The sequence below is a fragment of the Pseudoalteromonas rubra genome, from assembly GCF_005887095.1.
In the GTDB taxonomy this organism is placed as follows: domain Bacteria; phylum Pseudomonadota; class Gammaproteobacteria; order Enterobacterales; family Alteromonadaceae; genus Pseudoalteromonas; species Pseudoalteromonas rubra_E.
On the sequence record NZ_PNCI01000063.1, the window covers coordinates 1 to 24,429 of the forward strand.

Sequence of the window (24,429 nt, forward strand, 5' to 3'; positions counted from 1 at the left end):
AATGGTGCCCAGAGGCGGAATCGAACCACCGACACGAGGATTTTCAATCCTCTGCTCTACCGACTGAGCTATCTGGGCGTGCGGCGTATTAAACGGGTTTTGCCTTGTTAAGTCAACTTTTTTTTTAAACTCCTTGTTTGACTGAACACTATTCCGACAAAACACGTTTAATCGATTAAATTTCCCGCTTTATTTGGCAATTTAAAGCCCTTTGTAACCTGATTTTATCACTTACCTTAGGTAAAAACGGGGAGAATTCATCCACTATAGGTGGTAGGATTGCACCAACAAAGAAACATAGCACAAAAGTTGGGTTCGGAATCATATAATGGAAAACTCGTCTCATACGAATATAAAGGGGTTTGTGCCTCTATTTATCGTCGTTACTATCATTATTGCAGCTATCTCAGCGGCCGCTGCCTTTACATGGCCAAGTAAAAACCAGGATAAAGCAGATTCCACCCCGCGGCCCGACCTTGTGTTGTTAGCTAAAGATATCTCAACGCCATTGTCACACGCGATGATGAAGCTTGGGTATAATTATGCCAAACAGATACTCTCGGCATTTGAAGCCAGCAATCCGGACATAGAACTTTATCTATATAGTGACAGTGGCATAGGGCAACCTAGTCTGGTGTACCAAAGTAATGAGCAAAGTATTGCACCAATAAAACGACAGGCCAAAGTAGACCAGGGTGGAGAGCTCGTTGTACATCAACCTCTGGTATTGGATGACTTACCCGTTGGAGAACTGATTTTAAGATACGCACCACAGCAGAGCGTCTCGAACGCAACGCCTGTGACCAGCATGCTGTTAGCCGTTTGTGCTTTGATCCTGACCATCGCCTTTGGCCTGTTTCTGAAACGTCAGATTATTGGCCGCCTGAGTAAAGACCTGACTGAGCTCAACGAAGAACTGCAACACCTGCTGGACCAGAAGTCTTACGATATTCATGTCACAGAGAAACTAAGCTTTGGCCTGTCAAAAACAGCGATTGGCATCAATCAACTGATCAATCAGATCCGTGATATTATTCAGGGCAATCAGGCCGCACAAAGAGAGCTAAAACAACTACAAACCGGCTTGGAATCTGAAGTTCAGGCCAGAACGCTGGCGCTGGAAAAAGCCACTTTAAATGCCGAACGTGCCAGTGAAGCGAAAACAACTTTCCTCGCGACCATGAGCCACGAGATAAGAACACCCATGAATGGTGTTATTGGCACCATTGACTTGTTGCGTCAGACTGAGTTGGACGGTGCGCAACATCGCCTGACCACCATTATTCGTGATTCCGCTTTCTCGTTACTGGGTATACTCGACGACATTCTCGACTTTTCAAAAATTGAAGCCGGTAAACTTCAAATGGACAATAGCGCGTTTTCTGTGGCAGAGACCATTGAAGAAGTGGCGCGAGTCCTCTCATCCGTGGCCAGAAAACGTAAGCTGGATCTGCAGTTGTCTGTTGCACCTGATATCCCCAATAACCTGGTAGGTGATGCAGTGCGTGTTCGTCAGGTATTATACAATCTGTGTAGTAACGCGATTAAGTTCACGACCTCAGACGATGCAAGGCGCGGCTTTGTAAAAATTGCAGTAGAAGTAGCGCAAAATACATCAGAGCACTACACCCTTCGCTTTACCGTCACGGACAACGGCAAAGGCATGACTCAGGCGCAGCTTAGAGAGATTTTTAACCCCTTCATTCAAGCCGAAGGCTCTATTACCCGAGAGTATGGCGGCACGGGACTGGGCTTATCAATCTGTAAAAGTCTGGTTGAACTGATGCTGGGATCCATTCACGTGAGTTCTGATATCGGAATGGGCAGTGAATTTGTGGTAGAACTGCCATTTAGCGTCAAAGGCAAAATCGCCTATGCAAATAAAGCAGTACTGAACAGTCAAAGGGTTGTGGTACTGACCCATGCCCATGCTCGCCGCAACATTGTTGGCCGTTACTTGTCCTTTATGGGCGCAGATACTGTGGTGCTAAAAGAGGCCGACGAGCTCAGCGAGTATCAGTACGACAGCAATGTGATCTGGGTACTGGACGGCCTGGACGGCATGGACAAAGTGAATGGCCAGCTGCGCGATTTACTCTACTCAATCGAACACAACAATCAGCAAGTCATTGTGCTTAGCACTATGGATGAGCCAGCGCTCAACCACGACCGTATCTTCTATCTCAACGCTGCGCCTTTGTGCAAATCGAGCTTTATGACAGCCGTATTGGTCGCAGCAGGTCTTCATCAGCCGAAGAAACTCAAACCTTCGCGCTCATTAAACAAATACCTGAATGTCGAAGATGCCAGAGCTGCCAATAAACTGGTGTTGCTGGTGGAAGACAATGTATTGAATCAGCAGGTGCTGACCGATCAATTACATTTACTAGGCTATGGTGTAGAAGTCGCTGAAAACGGTGAAGAAGGCCTGGCCCGCTGGCAGCAATCCCACTACCCCATAATTCTGACCGACCTGCACATGCCAAAAATGTCTGGTTACGACATGGTTGCTAAGATCCGTGAAGAAGCGGAGCAAGCAGAAGATATCAACGCTCAGCCTTACATCATTGCAATCACGGCCAATGCACTGAAAGGTGAGCGTGATCGCTGCCTGGCAGCCGGCATGAATGATTACATCACTAAGCCGGTCGAACTCAATGTACTCGAGGCAACGCTTGACACCTGGCAACAATCAACGGGTGCAGCACAAAAACAACCTCACACAGAACAAGCTGAGGTGAGTAAATCCAAAGCTGCGACCACTGAACCGGTAAGTGCACCTCTTCAGGAAGCACAGGAACCACACATTCCAACGGAAAAGCAGGAACCGCAGCCGCAACATACAGAGTCGGAGACTGTCGAACAGCGCGTTGACCCAGTTGATGAGAGCACAGTGGCGGAGGAACCTAGCGACAGTGGAGAACCTGCTCAATCAGCGCCAGAGGAGCCGATTGATTTGGCGCAGCTGGATAAGTATGTCAACCATGACGCCAATAAACGATTGCGGTTTTTCCGGATGTATCTCGAGCAAAGTAGTGAACTGGCCAGAGATATCAATGGCGCAGTCATTTCTATGAGTCAGGAAGAAATAGTCGAAGCCTGTCATCAGCTCAAGTCTATATCAAAGACCATTGGCGCACACCGTGTTGCTGATATGGCCACTCAGTTCGAGCATCGTTGTAAAAATGAAGAGCTGACCAGTGACGAACTGATCCACTTGCGTGACGCACTTGAAACCGAATACCAGCAAGCGACTGAATTTATTCAGCGTTACTTGCAATCACAAGTCGATTAATCATACTAAGTGCACTCAGCAGCTTGCTACTGAGTGCACACCACTAGCCCTGCACCATCCCGTATATCAGATGTATCACGATAGAAATCATCACCAGGGGTAAAATATACTTCCCGTATTTCTGCATTTTATCGAGTCCAATTCGGCTTTGGTATTTTTCAAGTAATGGGATCAGGATCAGCAAGGCGACAATCAAGCTCCCCAGAATTATCAGAACATTCAAAACTACGCGCTCCTTTTATTAATGGTGTTACCATGCCATAGCAGCGGCCAGTTTGCCAAGTGTCGGGCGGTGTCTAATTTGAAGGTCCAAGATAAATAAGAAAAAAGCGCGAAGCATGACTTCGCGCAACAGGTTGGAGAGTGTTAACCGACGAGTGCAAGCAAAATACCTGCGGCAACGGCACTTCCAAGTACACCTGCCACATTGGGGCCCATTGCATGCATTAATAAAAAGTTGTGTGGATTGCTTTCCAGACCAACCTTATTTACAACCCGGGCAGCCATAGGCACAGCGGATACACCAGCTGCCCCAACAAGCGGGTTAATCGGGCTGTCACCGGCAAAGCGATTCATCATCTTCGCCATATAGACGCCAGAGGCTGTACCTATGCTAAAGGCCACCGCACCCAGTACCAGGATCCCTATGGTTTCCACGGTCAAAAACTGATCAGCCGCTAGTTTTGAGCCTACTGCTAATCCAAGGAAAATGGTTGTAATATTGATGATTTCGTTCTGGGCAGAATTGCTCAAACGATCAACCACTCCAGACTCTTTCATCAGGTTACCCAGGCAAAACATGCCCACCAATGGGGTTGCGGCAGGCAGAAATAACAGTGTCAGTGCCAGAACGCCCAGAGGAAACAGGATCTTCTCCTGCTTTGAGACAGCCCTCAACTGCGGCATCGCAATATTGCGCTCCTCTTCTGTGGTCAACAGACGCATAATGGGTGGCTGAATAATCGGCACCAGCGCCATATAAGAATAAGCAGCCACTGCAATGGCCCCTAACAACTCCGGAGATAAGCGCGATGCAAGGAAAATGGCAGTCGGGCCATCAGCCCCACCAATAATGGCAATCGCAGAGGCATCTTGCAGGGTAAACTCGAAGCCAGGTACATAGTTCAGTAAGATCGCCCCAAACAAAGTCGCAAAAATACCAAACTGGGCAGCCGCCCCCAGCAGCAGCATTCTGGGATTAGCGATTAAGGCACTAAAATCCGTCAGTGCGCCGACACCCATAAAGATCAGTAATGGAAACACACCACTGTCTATGCCTATGTAGTAAACGTAATAGAGCAGGCCACCCGGATCTGCCAGACCCGCAACGGGTATATTGGTCAGAATTGCACCAAAACCAATCGGCACCAATAATAACGGCTCAAACCTTTTTGCAATTGCCAGATACAGCAGCCCACAGCCGACCGCAATCATTGCCAACGCCGGAAAAGTCAGGTTAGCCAGCCCTGTCGCTGACCATAGATTTAATAGTCCATCCATCGCAACCTCCTAGGCCAGCTCTACAATGGCATCGCCAGCCGACACTGAGTCGCCTTCGTTAACCAGGATATCGGCAATCTTACCGCTGTGGGTCGCCCGCACTTCGGTCTCCATCTTCATCGCTTCCATAATCAATACCAAATCGCCCTGCTCTACCACATCCCCACGCCGTGCATGCAGCTTAAAAATATTGCCCGCCAAAGGTGCGTTTAGTGTTTCACCACTGCTGACCGATGCCGATTGTGGCATTAGCTCGCTGTCCTTCACTGCGACTTCCTGTAATTCGCCACCAGGCGCCACCACTACGTTATACACTTTGCCATCCACCTGAACGCTATAACGCTCCTGCGCTGATGTCGACCGTGTTGGTTTAGTTGCCGCAGAGTCGCTCTGTACCAGCTCAGGTTTAGGCTCGAATGCCTCTGGGTTATTTCGGTTTTGTAGAAATTTCAAGCCAATTTGTGGAAATAAGGCATAAGTAAGCACATCATCAACCACCGCATCACTGAGATTCAGTGACAGGCTCTTGGCTTTTTCAAGTAAGTCGGACTCAAGCTGCGCCAGCTCTGGTTCGATTAAGTCTGCCGGACGACAGGTGATCGCTTCAGCTCCATCGAGCACGCGCTGTTGCAGCGCGGCATCAACCGCTGCCGGTGTTTTCCCGTATTCACCTTTAAGCACACCCGCGGTTTCTTTGGTGATGGTTTTATAGCGCTCTCCTGTCAGGACATTCAGTACCGCCTGAGTTCCGACGATTTGAGAAGTTGGTGTCACCAGAGGCAGGTAACCCAAGTCCTGACGGACCGATGGGATCTCCTTAAGAACTTCGTCCAGGCGGTCTCCGGCACCTTGTTCTTTAAGCTGATTTTCCATATTGGTCAGCATGCCGCCCGGCACCTGGGCTGACAAAATACGACCATCAACCCCTTTTAGGCTGCCTTCAAAAGCGGCATACTTTTTACGGACATCACGAAAGTAAGCGGCGATTTCCTCAAGTTGTGATAGATCCAGTCCGGTATCGCGCTCAGTGCCCTCAACAATGGATACCAGTGTCTCTGTCGCACTGTGACCATAGGTCATGCTCATAGACGAGATGGCGGTATCCAGCATGTCAATGCCTGCATCCACCGCTTTTTGGTATGTTGCAGTGCTCAGGCCTGTAGTGGCATGACATTGCATGGCGATCGGCACAGACACCGTGTTTTTAAGTTCACGGATCAACACTTCGGCATCATAAGGTTTGAGTAAGCCCGCCATGTCTTTAATGCAGATTGAATGGCATCCCATCTGTTCCAGCTGTTTGGCTTGTGCCAGCCACATATCCAGAGTATGCACCGGGCTGACGGTATAAGAGATGGTACCCTGCGCATGCGCCCCCACTTTAATGGCCGCACGAATGGCGGTTTCCAGATTGCGCACATCGTTCATGGCATCAAAAATACGGAAAACATCAACGCCATTGTGATGGGCACGCTCAACAAACTTCTCAACAACATCGTCAGCATAGTGACGATATCCTAATAAGTTCTGGCCACGTAGCAGCATCTGCTGCTTGGTATTCGGCATCGCCTCTTTTAGAGCGCGGATGCGGTACCAGGGATCTTCACCCAAATACCGTATACAGGCATCAAAAGTGGCTCCTCCCCAGGATTCGACAGACCAGTAACCGATCTGATCCAGTTTCTCAGCAATTGGCAGCATATCTTCCAGGCGCATACGAGTGGCCAGTAACGATTGGTGTGCATCGCGCAGTACCAGTTCTGTAAGTTTGAGCTGTGACATAAAGGACCCCTTAATTATTTTTCTGATTGGAAGTGCTGATTACGGTATTGCGAAATCGCGGCACTGATGGCTGCCAGATGTTCACTGGGTACTTGCTCTTCACCAACTGGCTTCGATTTCGTTACCCGTGGACTAGGCGGTGCCTGTTCTGCCGGAGCAGCAAACCTGGATAACCCTTTCACTGCGATGATCAAAATAGACAAGAATACGAACACCCCGACCATGCCAGTAAGCATTAAGTTGGCGGCCTGAGCCAGTAAGGCTGTAATGTCCATCTCTGCTCTCCCCTTGTTGTTAACATTTTTTACGTGACATCATGCAGATACGATAGATAGCCACAATTTATAAATATTTATGCAATCATCATAGCAAAACAGGTCGCTTTGTAAACTCACATGTAAATTGGTATTACCAATTAAAATTAACACATGAATTCAATCCGTTACGATATTCCAAATGAATATTTAATGAAAACAGCGAAATAAATATGAAAAATAGTCAAGATACCTGATAAAAATAGAGGTGTGGCATAAAAAATATTCACTAAGGTAGTCACCCATAATGGAAACGTAAAATTGGTATGACCAAGAGCTCATTCTCTTGTTAGTGTTAACATTTCCTACGGGTAGCAATCCGCAGTTTACGTAAAGTCGCTCATGCAGGCGAATTAGGGGTATAATGGGAAGATGAAATAACTGGAGTTGTGTTTGTGTTTCACTGCGAATTTACGCTGGATAAAAATTACTTTCGTGAATGTTTTGATCAATCACTGCCATACAGCAATGTAAGCAAGCCCAAGTACGCCCTGGTCGCGTTCTTGTTCATTCTGGGCTGCGTTTCAATATATGGCCTCGACAATGCCTACTTAGGCAACTTTCTGATTTTACTGGCTGTTTTAGAGTGTATTGCACACTATTATCGACGTCCCTGGTGGGTAGCAAGACAAATGGTTACCCGTGCCAGTGGCAGTAAAATAACACTGGAAATTGATGAGCAGGGGATCACAGCAACCAACCCCTATAAGTCCTATCAGATACGCTGGGCAGATGTGAATGAGATCGCGGAAACGGAATTAGGAGTGGTCTTGGTACGAGCAGGTACAAATCAGTACATCTCAAAAAAGGCCCTATCCAGCGATGCACTAAGTTTTATTCTGAGCAAAAAAAATAGCCACGATTGAGTGGCTACTTTCTCGAATTCTACCGGGCATGGACGCCGGGAATGGCCGAGTCTTACATATTACCCGTTGTTGGGTTAGACTTTTCAGCCTGAATACGCATGTAGATCTCTTCACGGTGTACAGAAACATCTTTAGGGGCGTTAACGCCAATACGAACTTGATTTCCTTTAACACCTAATACGGTTACAGTTACTTCATCACCTATCATTAGAGTTTCGCCTACACGGCGAGTTAGAATTAGCATTCTCTTGCTCCTGTTATTCCAAAATTTAAAAGATTCCGCGTCTTGTTCATTTTAATGAAAAGTTTCCGTAAAAGTAAGCAAAATTATTGCTTAATCGCCACTTTCCAGTTTAAAAGCGTCATGCAGAGCACGTACTGCTAACTCAAGATATCGCTCATCGATTAATACTGAAATCTTTATTTCTGAGGTTGCAACTAACAAGGGTGCAATATTCTCTGCTGCCAGCGCAGAAAAAAAAGTTCCGACATTCGCAGAATGCGATTTTAACCCCACCCCTACCGCTGATATTTTTGCAACCGCTGAATTACTGACGATTTCAACTGCCCCGAATGTATGCTGATGCGTCCTGAGCACATCCAGCGCCTGCAGATGATCATTGCTATGCACAGTTAAAGCATAGTCTATTTTGCCAGTCTGTTGATTCATTTGACTGATCATGTCTACTTCTATGGCATATTCGCCAAAAAGCGACAAAATAGCAGCTAAGATTGCAGGGCTCTCAGGTACCTGCCTGACTATCAGTAGACACTCGTCTTTCTGATGGGCAATCCCTGATACCACTTTATTATTCATGGGGTTGTCCTCGTAGTTTATCAAGGTCCCGGCATCAGGTTTGAAGGTAGATAAAACCCGCAATGGCAATTTATACCGTCCCGCTGCCTCAACTGAGCGTATCTGCAACACCTTAGCACCTAAGCTCGCCAACTCCAGCATCTCCTCGAAGGTGACCTGAGTCATGCGCCGAGCTTTGGGTTCAATACGAGGGTCACAGGTATAGACACCATCCACATCGGTGTAAATCTGACACTCATCCGCACCGAGGGCAGCTGCTATTTCAACCGCACTGGTATCGGTTCCACCCCGACCCAAAGTGGTAATATTGCCTTCCTGATCACGCCCCTGAAAACCAGCAATGATACTAATATGATGCTGCTCCAGCTCCTGACGCAGGCGAGCCGTCTCGATATGTGTGATCCGCGCCCGGCCAAACATGTTGTCAGTATAAATGCCCACCTGCTCGGCCAGCATGCTGATAGCAGAGTGGCCACGTTTAATAATAGCCATCGCCAGTAAAGCAATAGACACCTGCTCGCCCGTGGTGAGCAGAACGTCAAGCTCTCTGGGGTTGGGCTGCGCGTCTATCTGTTTGGCAAGCTCAATCAAACGATTGGTTTCACCAGACATCGCCGACAGCACCACCACCACTTGATGGCCAGCCTGTCGGGTTTTGACCACCAAATCGGCGACCGCTTCGATACGGTCGATTGACCCCACCGAAGTGCCACCAAACTTTTGAACAATAAGGGCCACGTGTTACTGAGTTTTCTCAGCCAGCCACGCTGAAACACTGGCCAGTGCCGCATCCAGGTTTTGTGGTTCAGAACCGCCTGCCTGCGCCATATCCGGACGACCACCGCCCTTGCCGCCTACCTGTGCTGCCATATGGTTAACCAGCTCACCCGCTTTCACACGGCCGACCAAGTCTTTGGTCACGCCTGCAATCAGGCTGACTTTATCACCATTAGCTACGCCCAGCGCGATAACCCCAGAGCCCATCTTGTTTTTCAGGTCGTCAACCATGCCACGCAGCGCTTTCGACTCAGTACCCGCAACATTGGCGATCAATACTTTAATGCCATTGATTTCAATTGCAGACTCAAGTAAAGATGCACCCGCAGCACTGGCCAGCTTGTCATTAAGCTGAGAAACCTGCTTCTCGAGGCCCTTGGCTTTCTCAATCAGAGCTGAGACTTTATCCAGTGCACTGCTGTTGTCGCCTTTCACTAAAGCCGCAATCTCTGCCAGGGTTTGTTCCTGATTAGCCACATAATTAATGGCTTCAGCACCGGTTACCGCTTCAATGCGGCGTACACCGGCAGCAATACCGCCTTCAGACACAATCTTGAACAGGCCTATGTCACCGGCGCGTGATACGTGTGTACCACCACACAGCTCAATAGAGTAATCGCCAATCGATACGACACGCACTTCGTCGTCGTATTTTTCGCCAAACAGCGCCATAGCGCCCTTTTCTTTGGCCGCATCTATGTCCATTAACTCTGTATTGAGTGCGAAGTTTGTACGGATCTGCGCGTTGACAGCATCTTCAATGTCTCGCAGCTGTGTTTTACTCACCCCTTCGAAGTGAGAGAAGTCAAAACGCAGCTTGTCTGCCATGACCAGTGAGCCTTTCTGAGCAACATGCTCGCCCAGCGCCTGACGCAGCGCTTCGTGTAAAATGTGTGTTGCGGTGTGGTTTTTCTTAATGTCTTCACGACGCGCGGCATCAACCTGAGCATCCGCTTTGTCATTGACGCCGATGCGACCTGTCACCTGGCCGTGATGCGCAATGGCATTACCCAGCTTTTGTGTGTCTGTAACAACAAACTCGCCCGCCGCAACTTTCAGGTTACCTGTATCACCAACCTGACCACCTGATTCGGCGTAAAACGGCGTGCGGTCCAGTACCACAATACCCGTTTCACCGTCTTCAAGTACTGAAACAGACTGACCTTCTTTGAACAACTCCACCACAGTACCGGTGTAGTGAGTGGCATCATAGCCCTTAAAGTCTGACGATTTTTCAGATTTCAGCTGCTCGTTGTAGTCGGCACCAAATTTACCGGCCTGCTGAGCCATTTTACGCTGAGTTTCCATGCAGTCTTTAAAGCCGCGCTCATCGATGGTCATAAAGCGCTCACGGGCTACATCGGCGGTCAAATCCGCTGGGAAACCATAGGTATCATAGAGCTTGAATACGACATCACCCGGGATCACATCACCTTCAAGTGAAGCAAGATGCTCTTCAAGGATAGCCAGACCACGATCCAGCGTTTTGCCAAACTGCTCTTCTTCAATACGCAGTACCTTCTCGATGATGGCACCTTGTTTAACCAGCTCAGGGTAGGCATCACCCATTTGCTCGCTCAGGGCACTGACCAGCTGATGGAAGAATGCCCCTTTGGCACCCAGCTTGTTGCCATGACGCACTGCACGACGAATGATGCGACGCAATACATAACCGCGCCCTTCATTGGATGGCATCACACCGTCTGCAATCAAAAAGGCACAAGAACGAATGTGGTCTGCAATAACCCGCAATGACTTATCTTCAAGGTCCTGCGCACCAGTGACTTTTGCTGCTGCTGCGATCAGTGCCTGGAACAGGTCAATTTCATAATTAGAATGCACGCCCTGCATGATTGCAGAAATACGCTCAAGACCCATACCTGTGTCAACCGACTGCTTAGGCAGTGGTTCCATCGTGCCATCGGCATGACGGTTATACTGCATAAATACCAGGTTCCAGATCTCAATAAAGCGGTCGCCGTCTTCTTCCGGTGACCCCGGCGGTCCACCCCAAATTTCTTCGCCATGGTCAAAAAAGATCTCAGAACAAGGACCGCAAGGACCTGTGTCCCCCATCGACCAGAAGTTATCCGACGTTGCGATGCGGATGATTTTATCTTCCGGCACACCCATCTCTTTCGCCCAGATGTCGTAAGCTTCCTGGTCGTCGTGATAAACCGTTACCAGCAGCTTTTCTTTGGGAAGCTTGATCTCTTCTGTCAAAAATTCCCAGGCAAAACGAATGGCATCTTTTTTAAAGTAATCGCCAAAGCTGAAGTTACCCAGCATTTCGAAAAAGGTATGGTGACGCGCGGTATAACCCACATTTTCCAGGTCGTTATGTTTACCACCTGCACGCACACAGCGCTGTGAGCTGGTCGCTCGGTTATAAGGACGCTTTTCACCGCCTAAAAACACATCTTTAAACTGCACCATTCCGGCGTTGGTAAATAACAAAGTGGCGTCATTACCCGGGATCAGTGAACTTGAAGGCACCACCTGGTGTTGTTGCTTGGCAAAGTAGTCAAGAAAGCTCTGCCTTATCTGTGCGGTCGTCATCTGCTGCATGTGCTCATTACCCTTTTTTGCTGCTCTAGTGACAGGCACTACTCACCCTGTGAGTGCGCCTCGATAGCATAATCTATTTCGTCATAACGGAATCCACGTGACATCATGTAGCGAATCCGTTTTGACTTTTCTTTATAATCCAATTGATTTGTCGACCGGCTATATTTTTTTTCGTAGGCGCGTACTGCCACACTAAACCAATCGACTTCTTGTTCTTCTATTAAGTGTTGTAAATATGATTTATCGACACCCTTACGCTGTGCATCCATCATAACACGTTTTTCGCCCAACCCTTTGGCAACTTGCTGTGACAAGAAGCTGGCACAGTAGCGTTTATCGTCGAGATAGCCCAACGACTCAAGCCAGTCAAGCAAACGTGTAATATACGCATCTTCAGCGTCCTTTGCTCGTAACTTTTGGGCCAGTAACTGGCGTGAATATTCCTGACGAGATAATAACCAAAGTGCGTAATTCTTTAGCTTCTTTTCATGTTCCTGCTTTTCATCCATCAGGCGTCAAACCGGCCACTGTGTGTTTGTGACTGTGACGATGCATCATCAGAGGGTGCGGGTGGTTCCGAGGTAGATACAATCGCCTGAAATGATACGAAAAAGCCAATGTAAGCTATCGGCATCACGACAATCAGCGGCACCAAAGACATGGGAATACACAACAGCATCAGCATGGCAACCAAAGCGCCAAACACCGTGAGCGGCGCCATATTGCGATAAAACACGATTAATGACTGTTTCATAGCCTGAATAATGCTCACTTCCCCCCGGAAGAAAATAAGAGGCAGTGCATAGGCAAATGCCATCATCGCCAGCGATTGGATTACAACAAAAATAGCGATGTCCGCAAAGCTAATTTGCGCAACCACCTGCGCCAGTACTTTCGCTTCATCGCTCTGCTCAGTAACGTTCTGCAACACTTCCAGTGCCGGGCCAAACAACACGCCCAGCAAAGCACTCAGCAACAAGGCCACACCCATTTGATACAAGCCAAATCGAAACAGGTTCAGCCGCCGGCCTTTGGTAGAAAACGGAGCCAAAATATCAGCCAGCGTAATGGCCTGCCCCTGCTGTTTTTTCACTATAGCCAGATAAAAACCGGCTGTAAGAAACGGTGATGCTAAGACTGCAACCAGCTGTAACGGTGGAAAGATAAATGGCACCAGGCTCACAACTACCATGAGCAGGTACATCATTATGAAGGTAACAGGTTGGGATTTGAAAATAATCCATCCGGCTTTAAGCCATTGCAAACCAAACCCTGCGGTAAACGTTTTAAATTCTGTTGGCATATTCATCAATTCGTTGTGAAACAAGTCGATTATACTGGGTCATAGAGGGACTTAAAAGATCAGACTTGGGAAATTTCAACTCGTTACCGGTAGCCAAGAGAGCCGACACTGGCCAATCGGGAAACTCGACCGACCAGTACCATATAGCGGATTAATATTTAGTCCTGCTTCTTTATCTTTTTTATATCAAGCATGTGCGACCCATGCTTCACTTTAGTTTCCAGATAATTACGATTCCCGGCAACACCCACTTTGACATGGGCATGGGTGCCCACGACTTCTTCAACCTGGATCCCAGCTTCTCTGAGTGCATTGAGCTTACGGGGGTTATTTGTCATCAGGCGAACATGATCCAAACCCAATGCCTGCAGCATCAATACTGCATCTGAAAAGTCCCGTAAATCATCTGCAAACCCAAGGTGGTTGTTTGCTTCATAGGTATTCATGCCCTGCGATTGCAAAACATAGGCGTCAATTTTGTTATACAAACCAATCCCTCTGCCTTCCTGGCGCAAGTATAGCAATACACCTCCCTGCTGGTGCATGGCTTCAATACTCTCGTTTAGCTGCTCGCCACAATCACATCGCGATGAGTGAAATACATCACCAGTCAGGCACTCGGAGTGCATTCTGATCAATGGCACTGACTGCTCGCTGTCGGCACGATTAAACACCAGGGCAACATGCTCCTGGCCATCTTTTAACCCTTCAAATGAGACGATTTCTGCGGGGATATGACTACGCTGCCCAACATTCAGCTCAACTCTTGCTCTTACTTGTGCCACGACTACAAAATACCTAATTGTAAAAGTGTGATAATATCACAAAAAATACTGTAACTGACTATATGGTGGCAATGCCACCCACTTACAAGCCCTCAGACTAAATACTGGCAAATACACCGAACAACGCTAGGCTATTAAGAACTGCTCAGTGTCGCTCGCACTAGTGCATTTCTACTGAAATAATATCTTAATGGTAACTGATGCGCTCGAAAATTGTGATGTTTTTATTCCTAGCCTGGGGCTTCTCAATACCGGCTCTAGCTAATGACATAAAAGTGAGTGGCTTTGCCACCTTAGATATCAACATTAGTAACTCTCAAACGGCTGGGATCAGACATGTGATCTCTCAACCTGATGCCAGTTACCTGGGCGACCCCAGCTTAGCTAACTCCTCAATTGGCGTACAATTTGAATGGCAATCTTCTTCACAACTACAATGGGTTGCGCAAACCGTATTAAAAGAGCGTAAAAAGTACAAACTTGATTATCTCATTCAAATGGCCTTTGCTCGTTATACCTTAACGCCTAACTGGCAACTGCGCATTGGTCGGACTGGCCTTGACCTTTATATGATGACGGAATTCAGGGATATTGGTTATGCCTTCAATTACGGTCACCCTCCTACCGAGTTTTATGCAGTAGTTCCACATCAAAACCTGGATGGCATCGATATTACTTACACTTACCCACTGGAGGAAAGTGTCCTGACCTACAAGTTTTTTAGCGGAAAATCGAGCGCACCGATAATCAGCGACGATGATTTTACGTGGGACGTCGAATTAGACTCTATCTATGGCTTAAGTCTGTCTGCGCAGACGGAAAATTGGTTGTTGCGCACCAACTACACCACAACCAAAGCCGGTAATACCAATGAACAGCAGATATTACTGCTAAACGCGCTGCAGCAAGTACCACAAACGATCTGGCCAACACGGCAGGCATTAATCGATTCACTTCAGATAAAAGGCAAGCGGTTTAATTACTTCACAGTCGGTGCCAAGTACGACGATAGCGCCTGGATAATGCAAAGCGAGCTCTCCTATATCGATTCCGATTCGGAGGTCCTCAATCACCTGAAAGCTGGCTATATTAGCCTGGGGATGCACGTCGATGACGACACCTGGCTGATGACATTGAGTGCAGCAAAATCAAATAATCGCATTGATCCTGGTCCATTACTCACCACCCCTCAACTCGCCACCTTATATCAAGGCGTGATCAGACATACCAACTTCTATTTGATAGACCAGCATACCTGGTCTATCAGTTGGCGCCGCAGCTTAACATCGACACTGGCTGCAAAAATTCAACTGGACCATACCCAAGTCAAGCAACTGCCGTCCGCATTCTATCTTCACAAGGACTTATCCTCTGCCAATCATGACAACGACTTTCAGTCTCTGGGGCTGAGTCTGAATTGGGTGTTCTGATGCAGCTCTGGACACTGACACGCATAATTTTGTGCTTTCTATTGTTGATAACCTGTACAGCGAAAGCCAACGACTCATTGGTTGTCATTGTACATCGTGATAATCCTAATCAGCGGCTATCTCAATATCAATTAATTGACCTTTATATGGGTAAATACGCGGCGTTCCCTGATGGCACACTGGCCACTGTTCTGGATTATGAACAAGGCCACCCATTACGTATTGAGTTTCTAACTACACTCACGGGTCGCCCGATGAGTCAAATAAACGCATATTGGTCACAGGTAAAATTTAGTGGTAAAGCCTCTTTTCCACAAGCGTATCAGTCAATCGAGGCTATACTTAAAGAGGTCGCATCTACACCAGATGCAATAGGTTACGTGCCTGAGACGGCACTAACAGAGGACGTCAAAGTGGTGTATCGTTTTGTTCAATAAACACAGTTTGATCACACGGCTAACCCTTTTACTGAGTCTGATGACACTGCTCTTCAGTGTGATCTATGCCAAGCTGTATTATCGACATGTCTTTGAAGAAGAGCTTGCCCGATCAAGTGGTACTGTTATGCAGATAGGCAAAACGGTATCTTCTACCGCCTCTATTGCCGCCTATCTGGAAGACAAAGACTTAGCCACTGAAGTCGTTAATGGCTTGGTTAGCAACGATATTATTCTGTCTGCGGCCTTGGTCAGTAAGGATACTTTACTGGCAAAGAGTATATTGCACAGTGGTCCTGGTAGTATCCAGATTAACCTTGTTAATCCCTTCTTCTTGTCTGAAAACATTGGCACCATACATATTGCTCCGAATACACAGATCATTGAGCAAAATGCTCGTAACATTGCATTAGGGGGCGTCAGAACCATGCTCGTCGTGATCTTGCCTATCATTCTGTTGTTAACAGTCCTGGTATACTGGCAAGTCACCCGCCCACTGAACCACCTTGGCAAGCAGCTTGCCAGGATCCTGCCCGGTAGCGCACAGCGCTTGCAGGTCGATAAACATGCTTGTCACAATGAGATTGGTCGTATAGAGCTGGGTATTAATAGCTTGCTAGATAAAGCGGAAACCTTGTTTGAGCAGGAGCGAAGTCTGAGGGCTGAGGTCGTCGAACTTGAGAAACGCTTTCGGCTGATGTTTGAGCAGTCCTCCTCTCCCACCTTGTTAGTCAAAGATGAGGGGGATATTTTGTTAATCAATGATGCGGCCAAAGATTTGCTTGTGGGTATGGGGGTTGATGTAGACGAACGTTTTCCAGAAAATCTGGGCCTGTACTGTAAAACCCCTGATATCCTTTATACCTTCACAGAAAACAGTATCAAGCAAAAGCAGGTAATGCAGTCTGAATTTGAGTTTATTAACCCACTGACTCAATCAACCGTGTGGCTTAGCATTATCATGCTCAACACACTTAGCGATGGAAAGTGGTACTTTCAGGTGTTTCTTGCCGACATTACCTTGCGTAAAACCATGTTAAATCAGCTTAACAAACGTGCGCAGCGGGATAGCCTGACAGGACTCTATAACCGTTACGGCGCGGAGCTTCTGCTGCTGGACTGGATAGACAATCAATACACCTTTAGTCTGATGTTGATCGACCTTGATAAATTTAAGCCCATCAATGACGTTTATGGTCATAATGCAGGAGACGCGCTACTCAAGCACATCGCCAACCAACTGGCCGGCGCCATGGATCCGGCCGATTTGGTATGCCGCTGGGGCGGTGATGAATTTTTGGTGGCACGGTTGGACATTACCCAGCAAGAGCTCACTCGTCTAGCCCAAACCCTGCTCGAATCAATTAATCAGCCAATGTCCTTTGAGCACCGTGATGGGCAAACAGAGCTGGCTGTGGGTGCCAGTATCGGCATAGCGCATTTTCCTCAGCATGCGGAAAACCTAAAAGGCCTGGTTGAGTGTGCCGATGTCGCCATGTACAGCATCAAAAAAACCTCACGGAACAACTTCACTTTCTATTCCAGCTAAAGACCTTGTGTCATACTTGCGCCGCTAAAATGCTTTTCTGCCTGCCTCATATAGGCTAGAACTTTTCCAACAAAGAGGCGTCATATTGAGCCAGGTCCAGCGTCACCTGATACTGTTTAGTCAGCGCATCAAGCTCCGCCTGCCAAATGCTCAGCTCTTCCATGGTGAGAGTATTGTCATCAAGCTGCCACAGCTGGCGTGAGCCGCTGTAACTGAATTGCATGGCAAGCATGGCGTCCACATCGCCCTGTTGTGCGGCCTTTTTTACCTTGGCCATCTTGCGAGTGACCTTGTTCAGCGCCTGCTTGAGTTGCCAGACATAGTTAACTTCGTACATAAACGGGTGATACTGCACCCGTTTAAGCACAGCGGCTATCATGACACACGTCAGTACCACGCCTGTCAGATTCCAATGGAAGTGGCTGCCATCCGGATCCGGAAATGCCACAATTAACACCCGAGCGATGCCCAGACTGCCAATCACCAGCACTGCAATACAGGCCGCGATCACTATGTTCAGGTGTTTTCTGTAGCGTGTTTTATCTATCTCCAACAATTGCATCTTGTCTCCCACTTACTGCAATGCACAGACGCCACTTGGGTCCTTGATTACGACCCGATAGCGACAGCTATTTTGCGCATTCTAACGTAATCGGAAAAAAAAACGCTAACTAGTTCACCCCTTTTTGACCTCAGCACCGTTTTATAGATAAATCATCAAGGAGTATGCCTATGAACGGTCAATTTTTAGCAGAACAATCACCCCGCCCTTATCAAACACTGAATAAAGTTTTACTGTCGTTTATAGGTGCCTGTGGTGTCACCTTTGCTGCGTTTGCCTTTATGCAGCATCTGATCAGTCAGGAACTGGAGTTTAAACAAAATCCGATCACCTATACCCCGGTTTCTTTGCCTACGCTGAAAAAAGATAGCCCGGTCGAAGTCAAAGACAAGCTACCACCTCCACCAAAGCCAGTGGCCAAGGCTCCACCAAAGCCGACACTGAACGCTGAAGAGCCGCTCATTGGTCTGACCGGGTTAGGATCCGCGCCCACCATAGAAACTGGTCCGATACAAATGAGTACCCTGATGACACCGACAGACAATCAGGCTACGCCGATCGTTCGGGTTGAACCTCGCTATCCAGTCACCGCTGCGCGAGATGGCACAGAAGGCTGGGTTGAACTGCACTTTACGATTTCAGAAACGGGAACCGTCATCGACGCCCGGGTTGCCAATGCAGAGCCTAAGCGCGTGTTCAACCGCGAAGCGCTTAAAGCGTTAAAACGCTGGAAATATAGACCCCAAATCATCAATGGTCAGCCTCAACCACAGCCTGGACAAAAAGTCGTGCTGGAGTTCAAGCTCAACCAGAATTAAGATGAAGGTTATGCGCCTGGGTGAAAACTCAGGTGCATGCGGGCACATACCAATAAAAACAAGGAACTGCCTATGCTACTTACATTAAAAAACTGGCTGTCGGCATTCGAAACTGAGCCTGCCGATCCGTTATATGAGTTTAAACTGAGTGGGGAAAATAAGTACCTGGAATTGGCCATAGATAAGTACAACCACGATTTATATCACTTTTTACTGACTCAGAGTGACAGTGAGCTGGCCAAAGATGTCTGTCAGAAAACCTGGCTCACTGTGGTTGAAAAACGTCAGGCATATCATACCAGCCAGGCACCCAAAGCCTTTTTGTTTAAAGTGGCCAGAAATGCGCTGATTGATGAGTTACGTCGACAGAAAAAATTAGCCTATATGGAGAGCCCAGAACAGCATATACCTGCTCAGACAGAACGTGAAAAACAGTCACATCAGCCCTTGTACAACGCGATTCTGTCACTGCCTTTAGCACAAAGAGAAGCAATAAGCCTGCAACTGGAAGGGTTTTCCCTGCAACAGATTGCCAGTATTACGGACTCTGCACAGGAAACCATTAAAACCCGACTCCGCTATGCGCGGGCCGCGCTGAAAAACAAATTAGGAGCAGATGATGAATGACAAATCACCAACCGATCAGCTCAGGCAGGCTTATCAGCAAGCCAAGAAACAGAGCAAGCCGTCTGCATTAGAGCAGCGGCATCTAAAACACATTTGTCGCGCTGCGAATTCCGCTCCTAAGCAGATCAGCTGGTGGCAAAGAAGCCAGTGGACCCTGGCATGTGGTGCACTCATAGTGCTGGCTACCGTCATGATAACCCAGGAGCAAACCCAACATGCAGCATTGCCCGTGTATGCCCTGAGCTTTGATGACTACGAGCAGGTCGAAACCCACAGTGTTGAACAGGGCCATTATGTCACGCATATTCGGGAACAAAAGCAAGCGCTTGATAAACACTTTGACCAACAGCATCAAAAGCTCAACGAGCAACGCTTTTATGGCCGGCTGGTTCATAGTGATAATGATACCTGGTTTGTCGCTGACTGCCGCAGTAAGACCTTGTTAGAAATTAAGCAGTCGGTGCTGAATGCACTGCAAGATGTAACCGAGTTTTCGGAGCTGTCACAGGGTCAGATGTTAGCGTTAGACAAAAACACCGAGGGTCATTTAACGACCATAATTCCTGCACCGGGTAATGTGTATGCTTGTCCTTAACGTCGCCAGCCTGACTCGGCTGGCGAATGCCCAATTTAAATCATCACAACGCTGGCAATAAAGAAGCTGATTAATGCCAGCGCTCCGCCCACCATAGCGTAAGGAAGTTGAGTTTTAACATGGGTCAGTAAATCACACCCAGAAGCCAGCGCTGAGACCGCACTGGTGTCTGAAATCGGAGAACAATGATCACCAAAAATCCCGCCACTGAGTATCGCGCCCACAACCAACGACGGTGGTAGCCCCAGGGTCTGGATCAATGGCACGCCAATGGGGATCAAAATCGCGAAGGTTCCCCACGAAGTACCTGTAGTAAAAGACATTACCGCGCCGGTTAGGAACAACACAGGCACAATAAAGTACACAGGTAAGTAATCACCTACTAATGACGCCACAAATACCCCGGTGCCTAACTCTTTTAGGCTTGCGCCCAAAGTCAGAGACAGCAAAACAATGCTGACTAAAGGCAGTAGCTCGCCCATGCCTTTAAAGCCCACATCAACTAATTGCTGATGCGTAAAATGGCGCGCCTTGAGTAGCTGTAGATAAGCCACCGCAGTTGCCAGAACCGTGGCATACAAGACTGATTTAGAGCCGCTGCCCTGAGCCAGTTCACCACCACCTGTCCACAACATAAAGCCCAGCATGCTGATGATAAGCGTAGCCAGTGGCACTAACATAAAGCGCGCCTTACTGGCCGCTGGGCCTTTATCAATTTCCTGATCCTGCTTTGCCAGTGCTTGCTCTGCGACTTTCATCGGACCATGGACTTTATCGAAAACAATGGTGTAAAAGACGATAAGCAAAGCGATAATGGCGTAAAAATTAAAAGCCACACTGCCCCACAAAATACTGACCGCAGACTGCTCCAGCTCATAGTTGCTCAGCAGCCCCAGTACATACGCACCCCAGCCATTGAGCAGAATAAGAATACACACAGGGGCACTGGTACTGTCTATGATATAAGCAAGTCGTGCGCGGCTCATTTTAAACTTGTCGAACAACCCCCGGGATACGATCCCTGACGTAAGCACACTCATATTCGATTCAATGAACACAGCCATACCAGTGAACATAGTCAACAGGCCAACCTGACGTTTGCTCTTTGCGACGCCGATATTGAGCAACTTGTTAACCGTTGCTCCGACTCCGCCAGACTCTCTGATATATGCCAGCAGCGCGCCAATAGCGATACTAAACAGCAGGATCCGGCTGTTTCCTGGAGAGGTTGCCACACTCACGATGCGCTCAATACTATTAATAAAGGTGGTAAAAAGCGCATTACCCCCACCATTGAGGGCAAGTAGAAATTCTGAAGAGATCAACGCCAGGATCAGCGCCACAATGACCTCTTTCCGCCAGAATACCACGGCAATGGCTATCAATGGCGGTAAAATCGAATACCAGGACATAGGTTCCCTATTACTAATTATTAGATCAAGCTGTAAACCCGTTAGCTTAAATAGTTGCGTGGAAAAATCCAAGCTTTTCCCAGCTGAATTTACAAACGCAACAAAAAGAACTTATTTAGGTACCAACCAGATTAAAAAGCGCAATAATATATCTTTCCGATCTATCACATTGTCATCTTTGAACCTATAATATGGACATCTCTGTTAGTACAGGTTACCAAGTGAAGCGCATGTCTACTTTTATTAAAATAAAGGCATTAAGGCCAACTCTCTCACAAAGTGAGGCAAAACTCGCCGACTTTACCCTTAGTTCGGGGACTCAGATACGTACCTTGTCGTCTATTGAGCTGGCTAAAGCAGCCGGTGTCAGTCAGTCAAGTGTCGTAAAGTTTGCACAAAAATTAGGTTACCGGGGTTTCCCGGCGTTCAAACTCGCCGTTGTGGATGCCCTGAATGAGCAGGCATCTGTTCAGGAATCTCGCTCTACACAATTTGAGCAGAATGACTCTTTGGCAGATATCAGTGAAAAGCTCATTGCCAATCAGCACAAAACCCTGACCGCAACGCAAAAGCTCAATAGCGGCTCTGAGTTTGAACGCGCAGTACAGGTTCTAAAAAGTGCCCGTAAAGTACTGATCTGTGCAAAAGGTGCGTCCGGGTCTGTCGCCCAAGACTTTGCATTTAAACTGCAAAAGGTGGGAATTGCGGCAGTCTGTCATAGTGATGAATATAGCGCCGCCAGCTATATTGCCTCACTGGGCAAAGAAGACTTACTGATAGTTATCAGCAACTCAGGGCAGACTAAGGCACTACTTAAACTGGCCGAACAAGCGAAACTGAATGAGTGTCGTTTATTTGCAATTACTCGCTATGGCGATTCTCAACTGAGCGAAATAGCCGATCATGTACTGTACACCGTTCAGGAAGCGGAACCAGTTAGCCACAGTGCAATACTGACACGTGCATCACAGTGCTATCTTATCGATACGCTTTTTGTCTCTCTGGCACAGTCCAATCTGCACTGGCTACGCCGCATTGATCGGGCCAATGATAATATGCGTGCTATTTTCCACGACTAAAATCATTTTATCGGTCATAAAGCAGGTAAGGCAGGCGGCGTGTCTTAAACGTCTGTACTTCCTGCTGCCAGATAGCTTCTATTTGATGTGATTTTAGCCCTTGTGTCAGTGCCAGGCGGAGCACATCGGTTCCTGCCAGCTTGTCAAAGAAGCTGGGGGAGTTAATCAGTATTTCATTGTGCTGAGTAAAAGCAGCCTGTGCCTGAACTAACCAGTCTAAAGAGAATCCACGTTGTTCAGAATGCCGCAGATCTGTGGCGTATACGACTTTCCCCTGCAACTTAGGGTGAGCTGCGACACCAGGTATAGCGCGCGGCGTAAAGGCCAATGAGCCAAGTCGGATGCGGTCGTGGCCAAAGACCTGAAATGGAAAATCACTCCCCCTTCCCACAGATACACGCGTAGCCTCAAATAAACACAAAGACGGGTAAAGGTGTATTGCCTGTTGATTAGGTAAATTGGGACTCGGTGCTATAGGCAGCACATACTCATGCTGAGCACTGTAATCGGCGACGGGGACCACAGTCAGACTAAGAGCGCCATCACCGGCCAGCCACCTTTCACCGACTATCATACGTGCCAGCTCACCGAGAGTCATCCCATGTAAAATTGGTACTGGTACCATGCCGACAAAAGAGCGAAAGTGATTATCCAGAACAGGCCCTTCTACATAGGCAATATTGGGATTAGGTCGGTCTAATACCAGGTAGCTTATACCACTTTGCTGAGCCGCTTCCATGGTCAGGAACATAGTACTAAGGTAAGTATAAAAACGCACGCCTACATCCTGGATATCGAATACCAGAATATCAATGTCTGTGAGTTGTTCGGGTTTAGGCTTTTTATTGGCACCATATAAAGAGACTATGGGCACCCCTGTTTTCGTATCCTTACCATCATTTATGTAAACTCCTGCGCCCCGGTCACCCCTAAAACCATGTTCAGGGGCAAAGATCCGAACCACATTCACCTGATTGTCTGTCAGGTAATCCAGTAAGTGTTGATCTTGTACTCGCGCACTTTGGTTCACCACCAGACCCACCCGTTTGTTTTTCAGTAAAGATAGATACTTATCACCACGCTCAGCACCCACTTGAATGGCGTCGACCTGCAATGAGAAAACAAATGTTATGAAGCCAATAGAGAATATCAGGAAAGTATAAATAACCCGGCCCACAAAATTCCTGCTGAGAAAAACAAAGGATACGAGAATTGTGTGCCGCCCCCCTCTCATTTGCAACTATTTAAGATAGGGCGAAGCAGACCGACGTTTAATTATCGTCGCAGCTTGCTGAACGCGAAACATGGATGTCGATAACACGCGTCACGCGCCGGGAGTCCTTCACACGGATTTGTGTCCACCCGTACCAAATTACCCAAATTACCCAAATTACAGGCACAAAAAACCGACTCTCGTCGGGTGAAGCAAGACCGAAGCACTGCTTCGCAGCTTGCTGAACGCGAGACATGGAAGTCGATTATACGCGTTACGCGCCGGTAGCCCTTCACACGGACGTGTGTCCACTCGTACCAAATTACCCAAATTACAGACACAAAAAACCGACTTTCGTTGGGTGAAGCAAGACCGAAGCACTGCTTCGCAGCTTGCTGAACGCGAGACATGGAAGTCGATTATACGCGTTAGGCGCCGGTAGCCCTTCACACGGACGTGTGTCCACTCGTACCAAATTACCCAAATTACAGGCACAAAAAAACCGACTTTCGTCGGTTGATTGCTCACTTCTTGAAGAAGTGGCGGACACGGGACGTCTTTTGTGGAGAGTGAACCTCCGACCGCCTGGTTCGTAGCCAGGTACGCTATCCAGCTGACACACAAATTCCAAATTACAGGCACAAAAAAACCGACTTTCGTCGGTTGATTGCTCACTTCCTGAAGTGGAAGTGGCGGACAC

At 47.8% G+C, this 24,429-nt stretch carries 22 protein-coding genes and 1 tRNA gene; 9 read left to right on the forward strand and 14 right to left on the reverse strand.

Annotation, left to right across the window (positions count from 1 at the left end; genetic code table 11):
* Positions 1-2: 2 nt before the first annotated feature.
* A tRNA-Phe gene (locus CWB99_RS21260) sits at positions 3-78 on the reverse strand.
* Between the two features lie 250 nt (positions 79-328).
* On the opposite strand from CWB99_RS21260, the gene CWB99_RS21265 reads away from it, so the two are divergent.
* Positions 329-3,295 carry a hybrid sensor histidine kinase/response regulator gene (locus tag CWB99_RS21265; RefSeq protein ID WP_138553179.1) on the forward strand — a complete coding sequence of 989 codons (2,967 nt, stop codon included), beginning with the start codon at positions 329-331 and terminating at the stop codon, positions 3,293-3,295.
* A gap of 43 nt (positions 3,296-3,338) precedes the next feature.
* On the opposite strand, the gene CWB99_RS21270 is transcribed toward CWB99_RS21265, so the two are convergent.
* The 4 genes from CWB99_RS21270 to CWB99_RS21285 form a co-directional block, all read right to left on the reverse strand.
* Entirely contained in the window at positions 3,339-3,518 is a 180-nt protein-coding gene (locus CWB99_RS21270) for a hypothetical protein (protein ID WP_138553180.1), read from the reverse strand.
* A 143-nt stretch (positions 3,519-3,661) separates the two neighbouring features.
* Positions 3,662-4,795 (reverse strand): sodium ion-translocating decarboxylase subunit beta, encoded by a 1,134-nt coding sequence (locus CWB99_RS21275; RefSeq protein ID WP_138553181.1) that lies wholly within the window; start codon positions 4,793-4,795, stop codon positions 3,662-3,664.
* A 9-nt stretch (positions 4,796-4,804) separates the two neighbouring features.
* Positions 4,805-6,577, reverse strand: coding sequence for a sodium-extruding oxaloacetate decarboxylase subunit alpha (gene oadA, locus CWB99_RS21280; RefSeq protein WP_138553182.1), 1,773 nt, complete (start codon positions 6,575-6,577; stop codon positions 4,805-4,807).
* Positions 6,578-6,591: 14 nt separating this feature from the next.
* On the reverse strand, positions 6,592-6,852 hold the full coding sequence (locus CWB99_RS21285; protein WP_138553183.1) for an OadG family protein: 261 nt from the start codon (positions 6,850-6,852) through the stop codon (positions 6,592-6,594).
* A gap of 428 nt (positions 6,853-7,280) precedes the next feature.
* On the opposite strand from CWB99_RS21285, the gene CWB99_RS21290 reads away from it, so the two are divergent.
* Positions 7,281-7,757, forward strand: coding sequence for a YcxB family protein (locus tag CWB99_RS21290; RefSeq protein WP_138553184.1), 477 nt, complete (start codon positions 7,281-7,283; stop codon positions 7,755-7,757).
* 52 nt (positions 7,758-7,809) lie between these two features.
* Here the strand turns inward: CWB99_RS21290 and csrA are convergent, their stop codons facing one another.
* The 6 genes from csrA to CWB99_RS21320 form a co-directional block, all read right to left on the reverse strand.
* Positions 7,810-8,001 carry a carbon storage regulator CsrA gene (gene csrA / locus CWB99_RS21295; protein ID WP_010386837.1) on the reverse strand — a complete coding sequence of 64 codons (192 nt, stop codon included), beginning with the start codon at positions 7,999-8,001 and terminating at the stop codon, positions 7,810-7,812.
* A 90-nt stretch (positions 8,002-8,091) separates the two neighbouring features.
* A complete protein-coding gene (locus CWB99_RS21300; protein ID WP_138553185.1) occupies positions 8,092-9,312 on the reverse strand; it encodes an aspartate kinase in 1,221 nt (406 codons plus the stop codon).
* A gap of 3 nt (positions 9,313-9,315) precedes the next feature.
* On the reverse strand, positions 9,316-11,919 hold the full coding sequence (gene alaS, locus CWB99_RS21305; protein WP_138553186.1) for an alanine--tRNA ligase: 2,604 nt from the start codon (positions 11,917-11,919) through the stop codon (positions 9,316-9,318).
* A 38-nt stretch (positions 11,920-11,957) separates the two neighbouring features.
* Positions 11,958-12,428, reverse strand: coding sequence for a regulatory protein RecX (locus tag CWB99_RS21310; protein ID WP_138553187.1), 471 nt, complete (start codon positions 12,426-12,428; stop codon positions 11,958-11,960).
* Entirely contained in the window at positions 12,428-13,222 is a 795-nt protein-coding gene (locus CWB99_RS21315; protein WP_138553188.1) for a BPSS1780 family membrane protein, read from the reverse strand. Before CWB99_RS21315 ends, CWB99_RS21310 begins: the two co-directional genes overlap by 1 nt.
* Positions 13,223-13,380: 158 nt before the next feature.
* Entirely contained in the window at positions 13,381-14,007 is a 627-nt protein-coding gene (locus tag CWB99_RS21320; RefSeq protein WP_138553189.1) for a GTP cyclohydrolase II, read from the reverse strand.
* 200 nt (positions 14,008-14,207) lie between these two features.
* Between CWB99_RS21320 and CWB99_RS21325 the strand changes: the two genes are divergently transcribed.
* The 3 genes from CWB99_RS21325 to CWB99_RS21335 are packed head-to-tail and all read left to right on the forward strand — an operon-like array spanning position 14,208 to position 17,423.
* Positions 14,208-15,437 (forward strand): hypothetical protein, encoded by a 1,230-nt coding sequence (locus CWB99_RS21325; protein WP_138553190.1) that lies wholly within the window; start codon positions 14,208-14,210, stop codon positions 15,435-15,437.
* The gene (locus CWB99_RS21330) at positions 15,437-15,874 is read left to right on the forward strand and encodes a hypothetical protein (protein ID WP_138553191.1); all 438 of its coding nucleotides are present in this window, start codon (positions 15,437-15,439) and stop codon (positions 15,872-15,874) included. The genes CWB99_RS21325 and CWB99_RS21330 overlap by 1 nt, the downstream gene beginning before the upstream one ends.
* A gap of 40 nt (positions 15,875-15,914) precedes the next feature.
* Positions 15,915-17,423, forward strand: a complete 1,509-nt coding sequence (locus tag CWB99_RS21335) for a GGDEF domain-containing protein (protein ID WP_138553192.1) — start codon at positions 15,915-15,917, stop codon at positions 17,421-17,423.
* A 55-nt stretch (positions 17,424-17,478) separates the two neighbouring features.
* Here CWB99_RS21335 and CWB99_RS21340 read toward each other — a convergent pair whose 3' ends face one another.
* On the reverse strand, positions 17,479-17,985 hold the full coding sequence (locus CWB99_RS21340; protein ID WP_138553193.1) for a DUF3087 domain-containing protein: 507 nt from the start codon (positions 17,983-17,985) through the stop codon (positions 17,479-17,481).
* Between the two features lie 170 nt (positions 17,986-18,155).
* Here CWB99_RS21340 and CWB99_RS21345 point away from each other — a divergent pair, with 170 nt between their 5' ends.
* The 3 genes from CWB99_RS21345 (at position 18,156) to CWB99_RS21355 (ending at position 20,025) form a co-directional block, all read left to right on the forward strand.
* The gene (locus CWB99_RS21345; protein WP_171045423.1) at positions 18,156-18,803 is read left to right on the forward strand and encodes an energy transducer TonB; all 648 of its coding nucleotides are present in this window, start codon (positions 18,156-18,158) and stop codon (positions 18,801-18,803) included.
* A gap of 72 nt (positions 18,804-18,875) precedes the next feature.
* On the forward strand, positions 18,876-19,430 hold the full coding sequence (locus tag CWB99_RS21350; protein ID WP_138553195.1) for an RNA polymerase sigma factor: 555 nt from the start codon (positions 18,876-18,878) through the stop codon (positions 19,428-19,430).
* Positions 19,423-20,025: a hypothetical protein gene (locus tag CWB99_RS21355; RefSeq protein ID WP_138553196.1), complete on the forward strand. Its 603-nt coding sequence runs from the start codon at positions 19,423-19,425 to the stop codon at positions 20,023-20,025. Before CWB99_RS21350 ends, CWB99_RS21355 begins: the two co-directional genes overlap by 8 nt.
* Positions 20,026-20,060: 35 nt before the next feature.
* Here CWB99_RS21355 and CWB99_RS21360 read toward each other — a convergent pair whose 3' ends face one another.
* On the reverse strand, positions 20,061-21,437 hold the full coding sequence (locus CWB99_RS21360) for a Na+/H+ antiporter NhaC family protein (RefSeq protein ID WP_138553197.1): 1,377 nt from the start codon (positions 21,435-21,437) through the stop codon (positions 20,061-20,063).
* Positions 21,438-21,667: 230 nt separating this feature from the next.
* Here CWB99_RS21360 and CWB99_RS21365 point away from each other — a divergent pair, with 230 nt between their 5' ends.
* Positions 21,668-22,516, forward strand: coding sequence for a MurR/RpiR family transcriptional regulator (locus tag CWB99_RS21365; protein WP_138553198.1), 849 nt, complete (start codon positions 21,668-21,670; stop codon positions 22,514-22,516).
* Positions 22,517-22,523: 7 nt separating this feature from the next.
* On the opposite strand, the gene CWB99_RS21370 is transcribed toward CWB99_RS21365, so the two are convergent.
* Positions 22,524-23,693, reverse strand: coding sequence for an exo-beta-N-acetylmuramidase NamZ family protein (locus CWB99_RS21370; RefSeq protein WP_249332037.1), 1,170 nt, complete (start codon positions 23,691-23,693; stop codon positions 22,524-22,526).
* Between the last annotated feature and the right edge of the window lie 736 nt (positions 23,694-24,429).

Coding starts and splice junctions, on each gene's coding strand:
- CWB99_RS21365 (WP_138553198.1), top strand. CDS start 21,668: ATGTCTACTTTTATTAAAATAAAGGCATTAAGGCCAACTCTCTCACAA.
- CWB99_RS21350 (WP_138553195.1), top strand. CDS start 18,876: ATGCTACTTACATTAAAAAACTGGCTGTCGGCATTCGAAACTGAGCCT.
- CWB99_RS21345 (WP_171045423.1), top strand. CDS start 18,156: ATGAACGGTCAATTTTTAGCAGAACAATCACCCCGCCCTTATCAAACA.
- CWB99_RS21285 (WP_138553183.1), bottom strand. CDS start 6,852: ATGGACATTACAGCCTTACTGGCTCAGGCCGCCAACTTAATGCTTACT.
- oadA (WP_138553182.1), bottom strand. CDS start 6,577: ATGTCACAGCTCAAACTTACAGAACTGGTACTGCGCGATGCACACCAA.
- CWB99_RS21330 (WP_138553191.1), top strand. CDS start 15,437: ATGCAGCTCTGGACACTGACACGCATAATTTTGTGCTTTCTATTGTTG.
- CWB99_RS21325 (WP_138553190.1), top strand. CDS start 14,208: ATGCGCTCGAAAATTGTGATGTTTTTATTCCTAGCCTGGGGCTTCTCA.
- CWB99_RS21360 (WP_138553197.1), bottom strand. CDS start 21,437: ATGTCCTGGTATTCGATTTTACCGCCATTGATAGCCATTGCCGTGGTA.
- CWB99_RS21310 (WP_138553187.1), bottom strand. CDS start 12,428: ATGGATGAAAAGCAGGAACATGAAAAGAAGCTAAAGAATTACGCACTT.
- csrA (WP_010386837.1), bottom strand. CDS start 8,001: ATGCTAATTCTAACTCGCCGTGTAGGCGAAACTCTAATGATAGGTGAT.
- CWB99_RS21335 (WP_138553192.1), top strand. CDS start 15,915: ATGACACTGCTCTTCAGTGTGATCTATGCCAAGCTGTATTATCGACAT.
- CWB99_RS21340 (WP_138553193.1), bottom strand. CDS start 17,985: ATGCAATTGTTGGAGATAGATAAAACACGCTACAGAAAACACCTGAAC.
- CWB99_RS21275 (WP_138553181.1), bottom strand. CDS start 4,795: ATGGATGGACTATTAAATCTATGGTCAGCGACAGGGCTGGCTAACCTG.
- CWB99_RS21265 (WP_138553179.1), top strand. CDS start 329: ATGGAAAACTCGTCTCATACGAATATAAAGGGGTTTGTGCCTCTATTT.
- CWB99_RS21355 (WP_138553196.1), top strand. CDS start 19,423: ATGAATGACAAATCACCAACCGATCAGCTCAGGCAGGCTTATCAGCAA.
- alaS (WP_138553186.1), bottom strand. CDS start 11,919: ATGCAGCAGATGACGACCGCACAGATAAGGCAGAGCTTTCTTGACTAC.
- CWB99_RS21315 (WP_138553188.1), bottom strand. CDS start 13,222: ATGCCAACAGAATTTAAAACGTTTACCGCAGGGTTTGGTTTGCAATGG.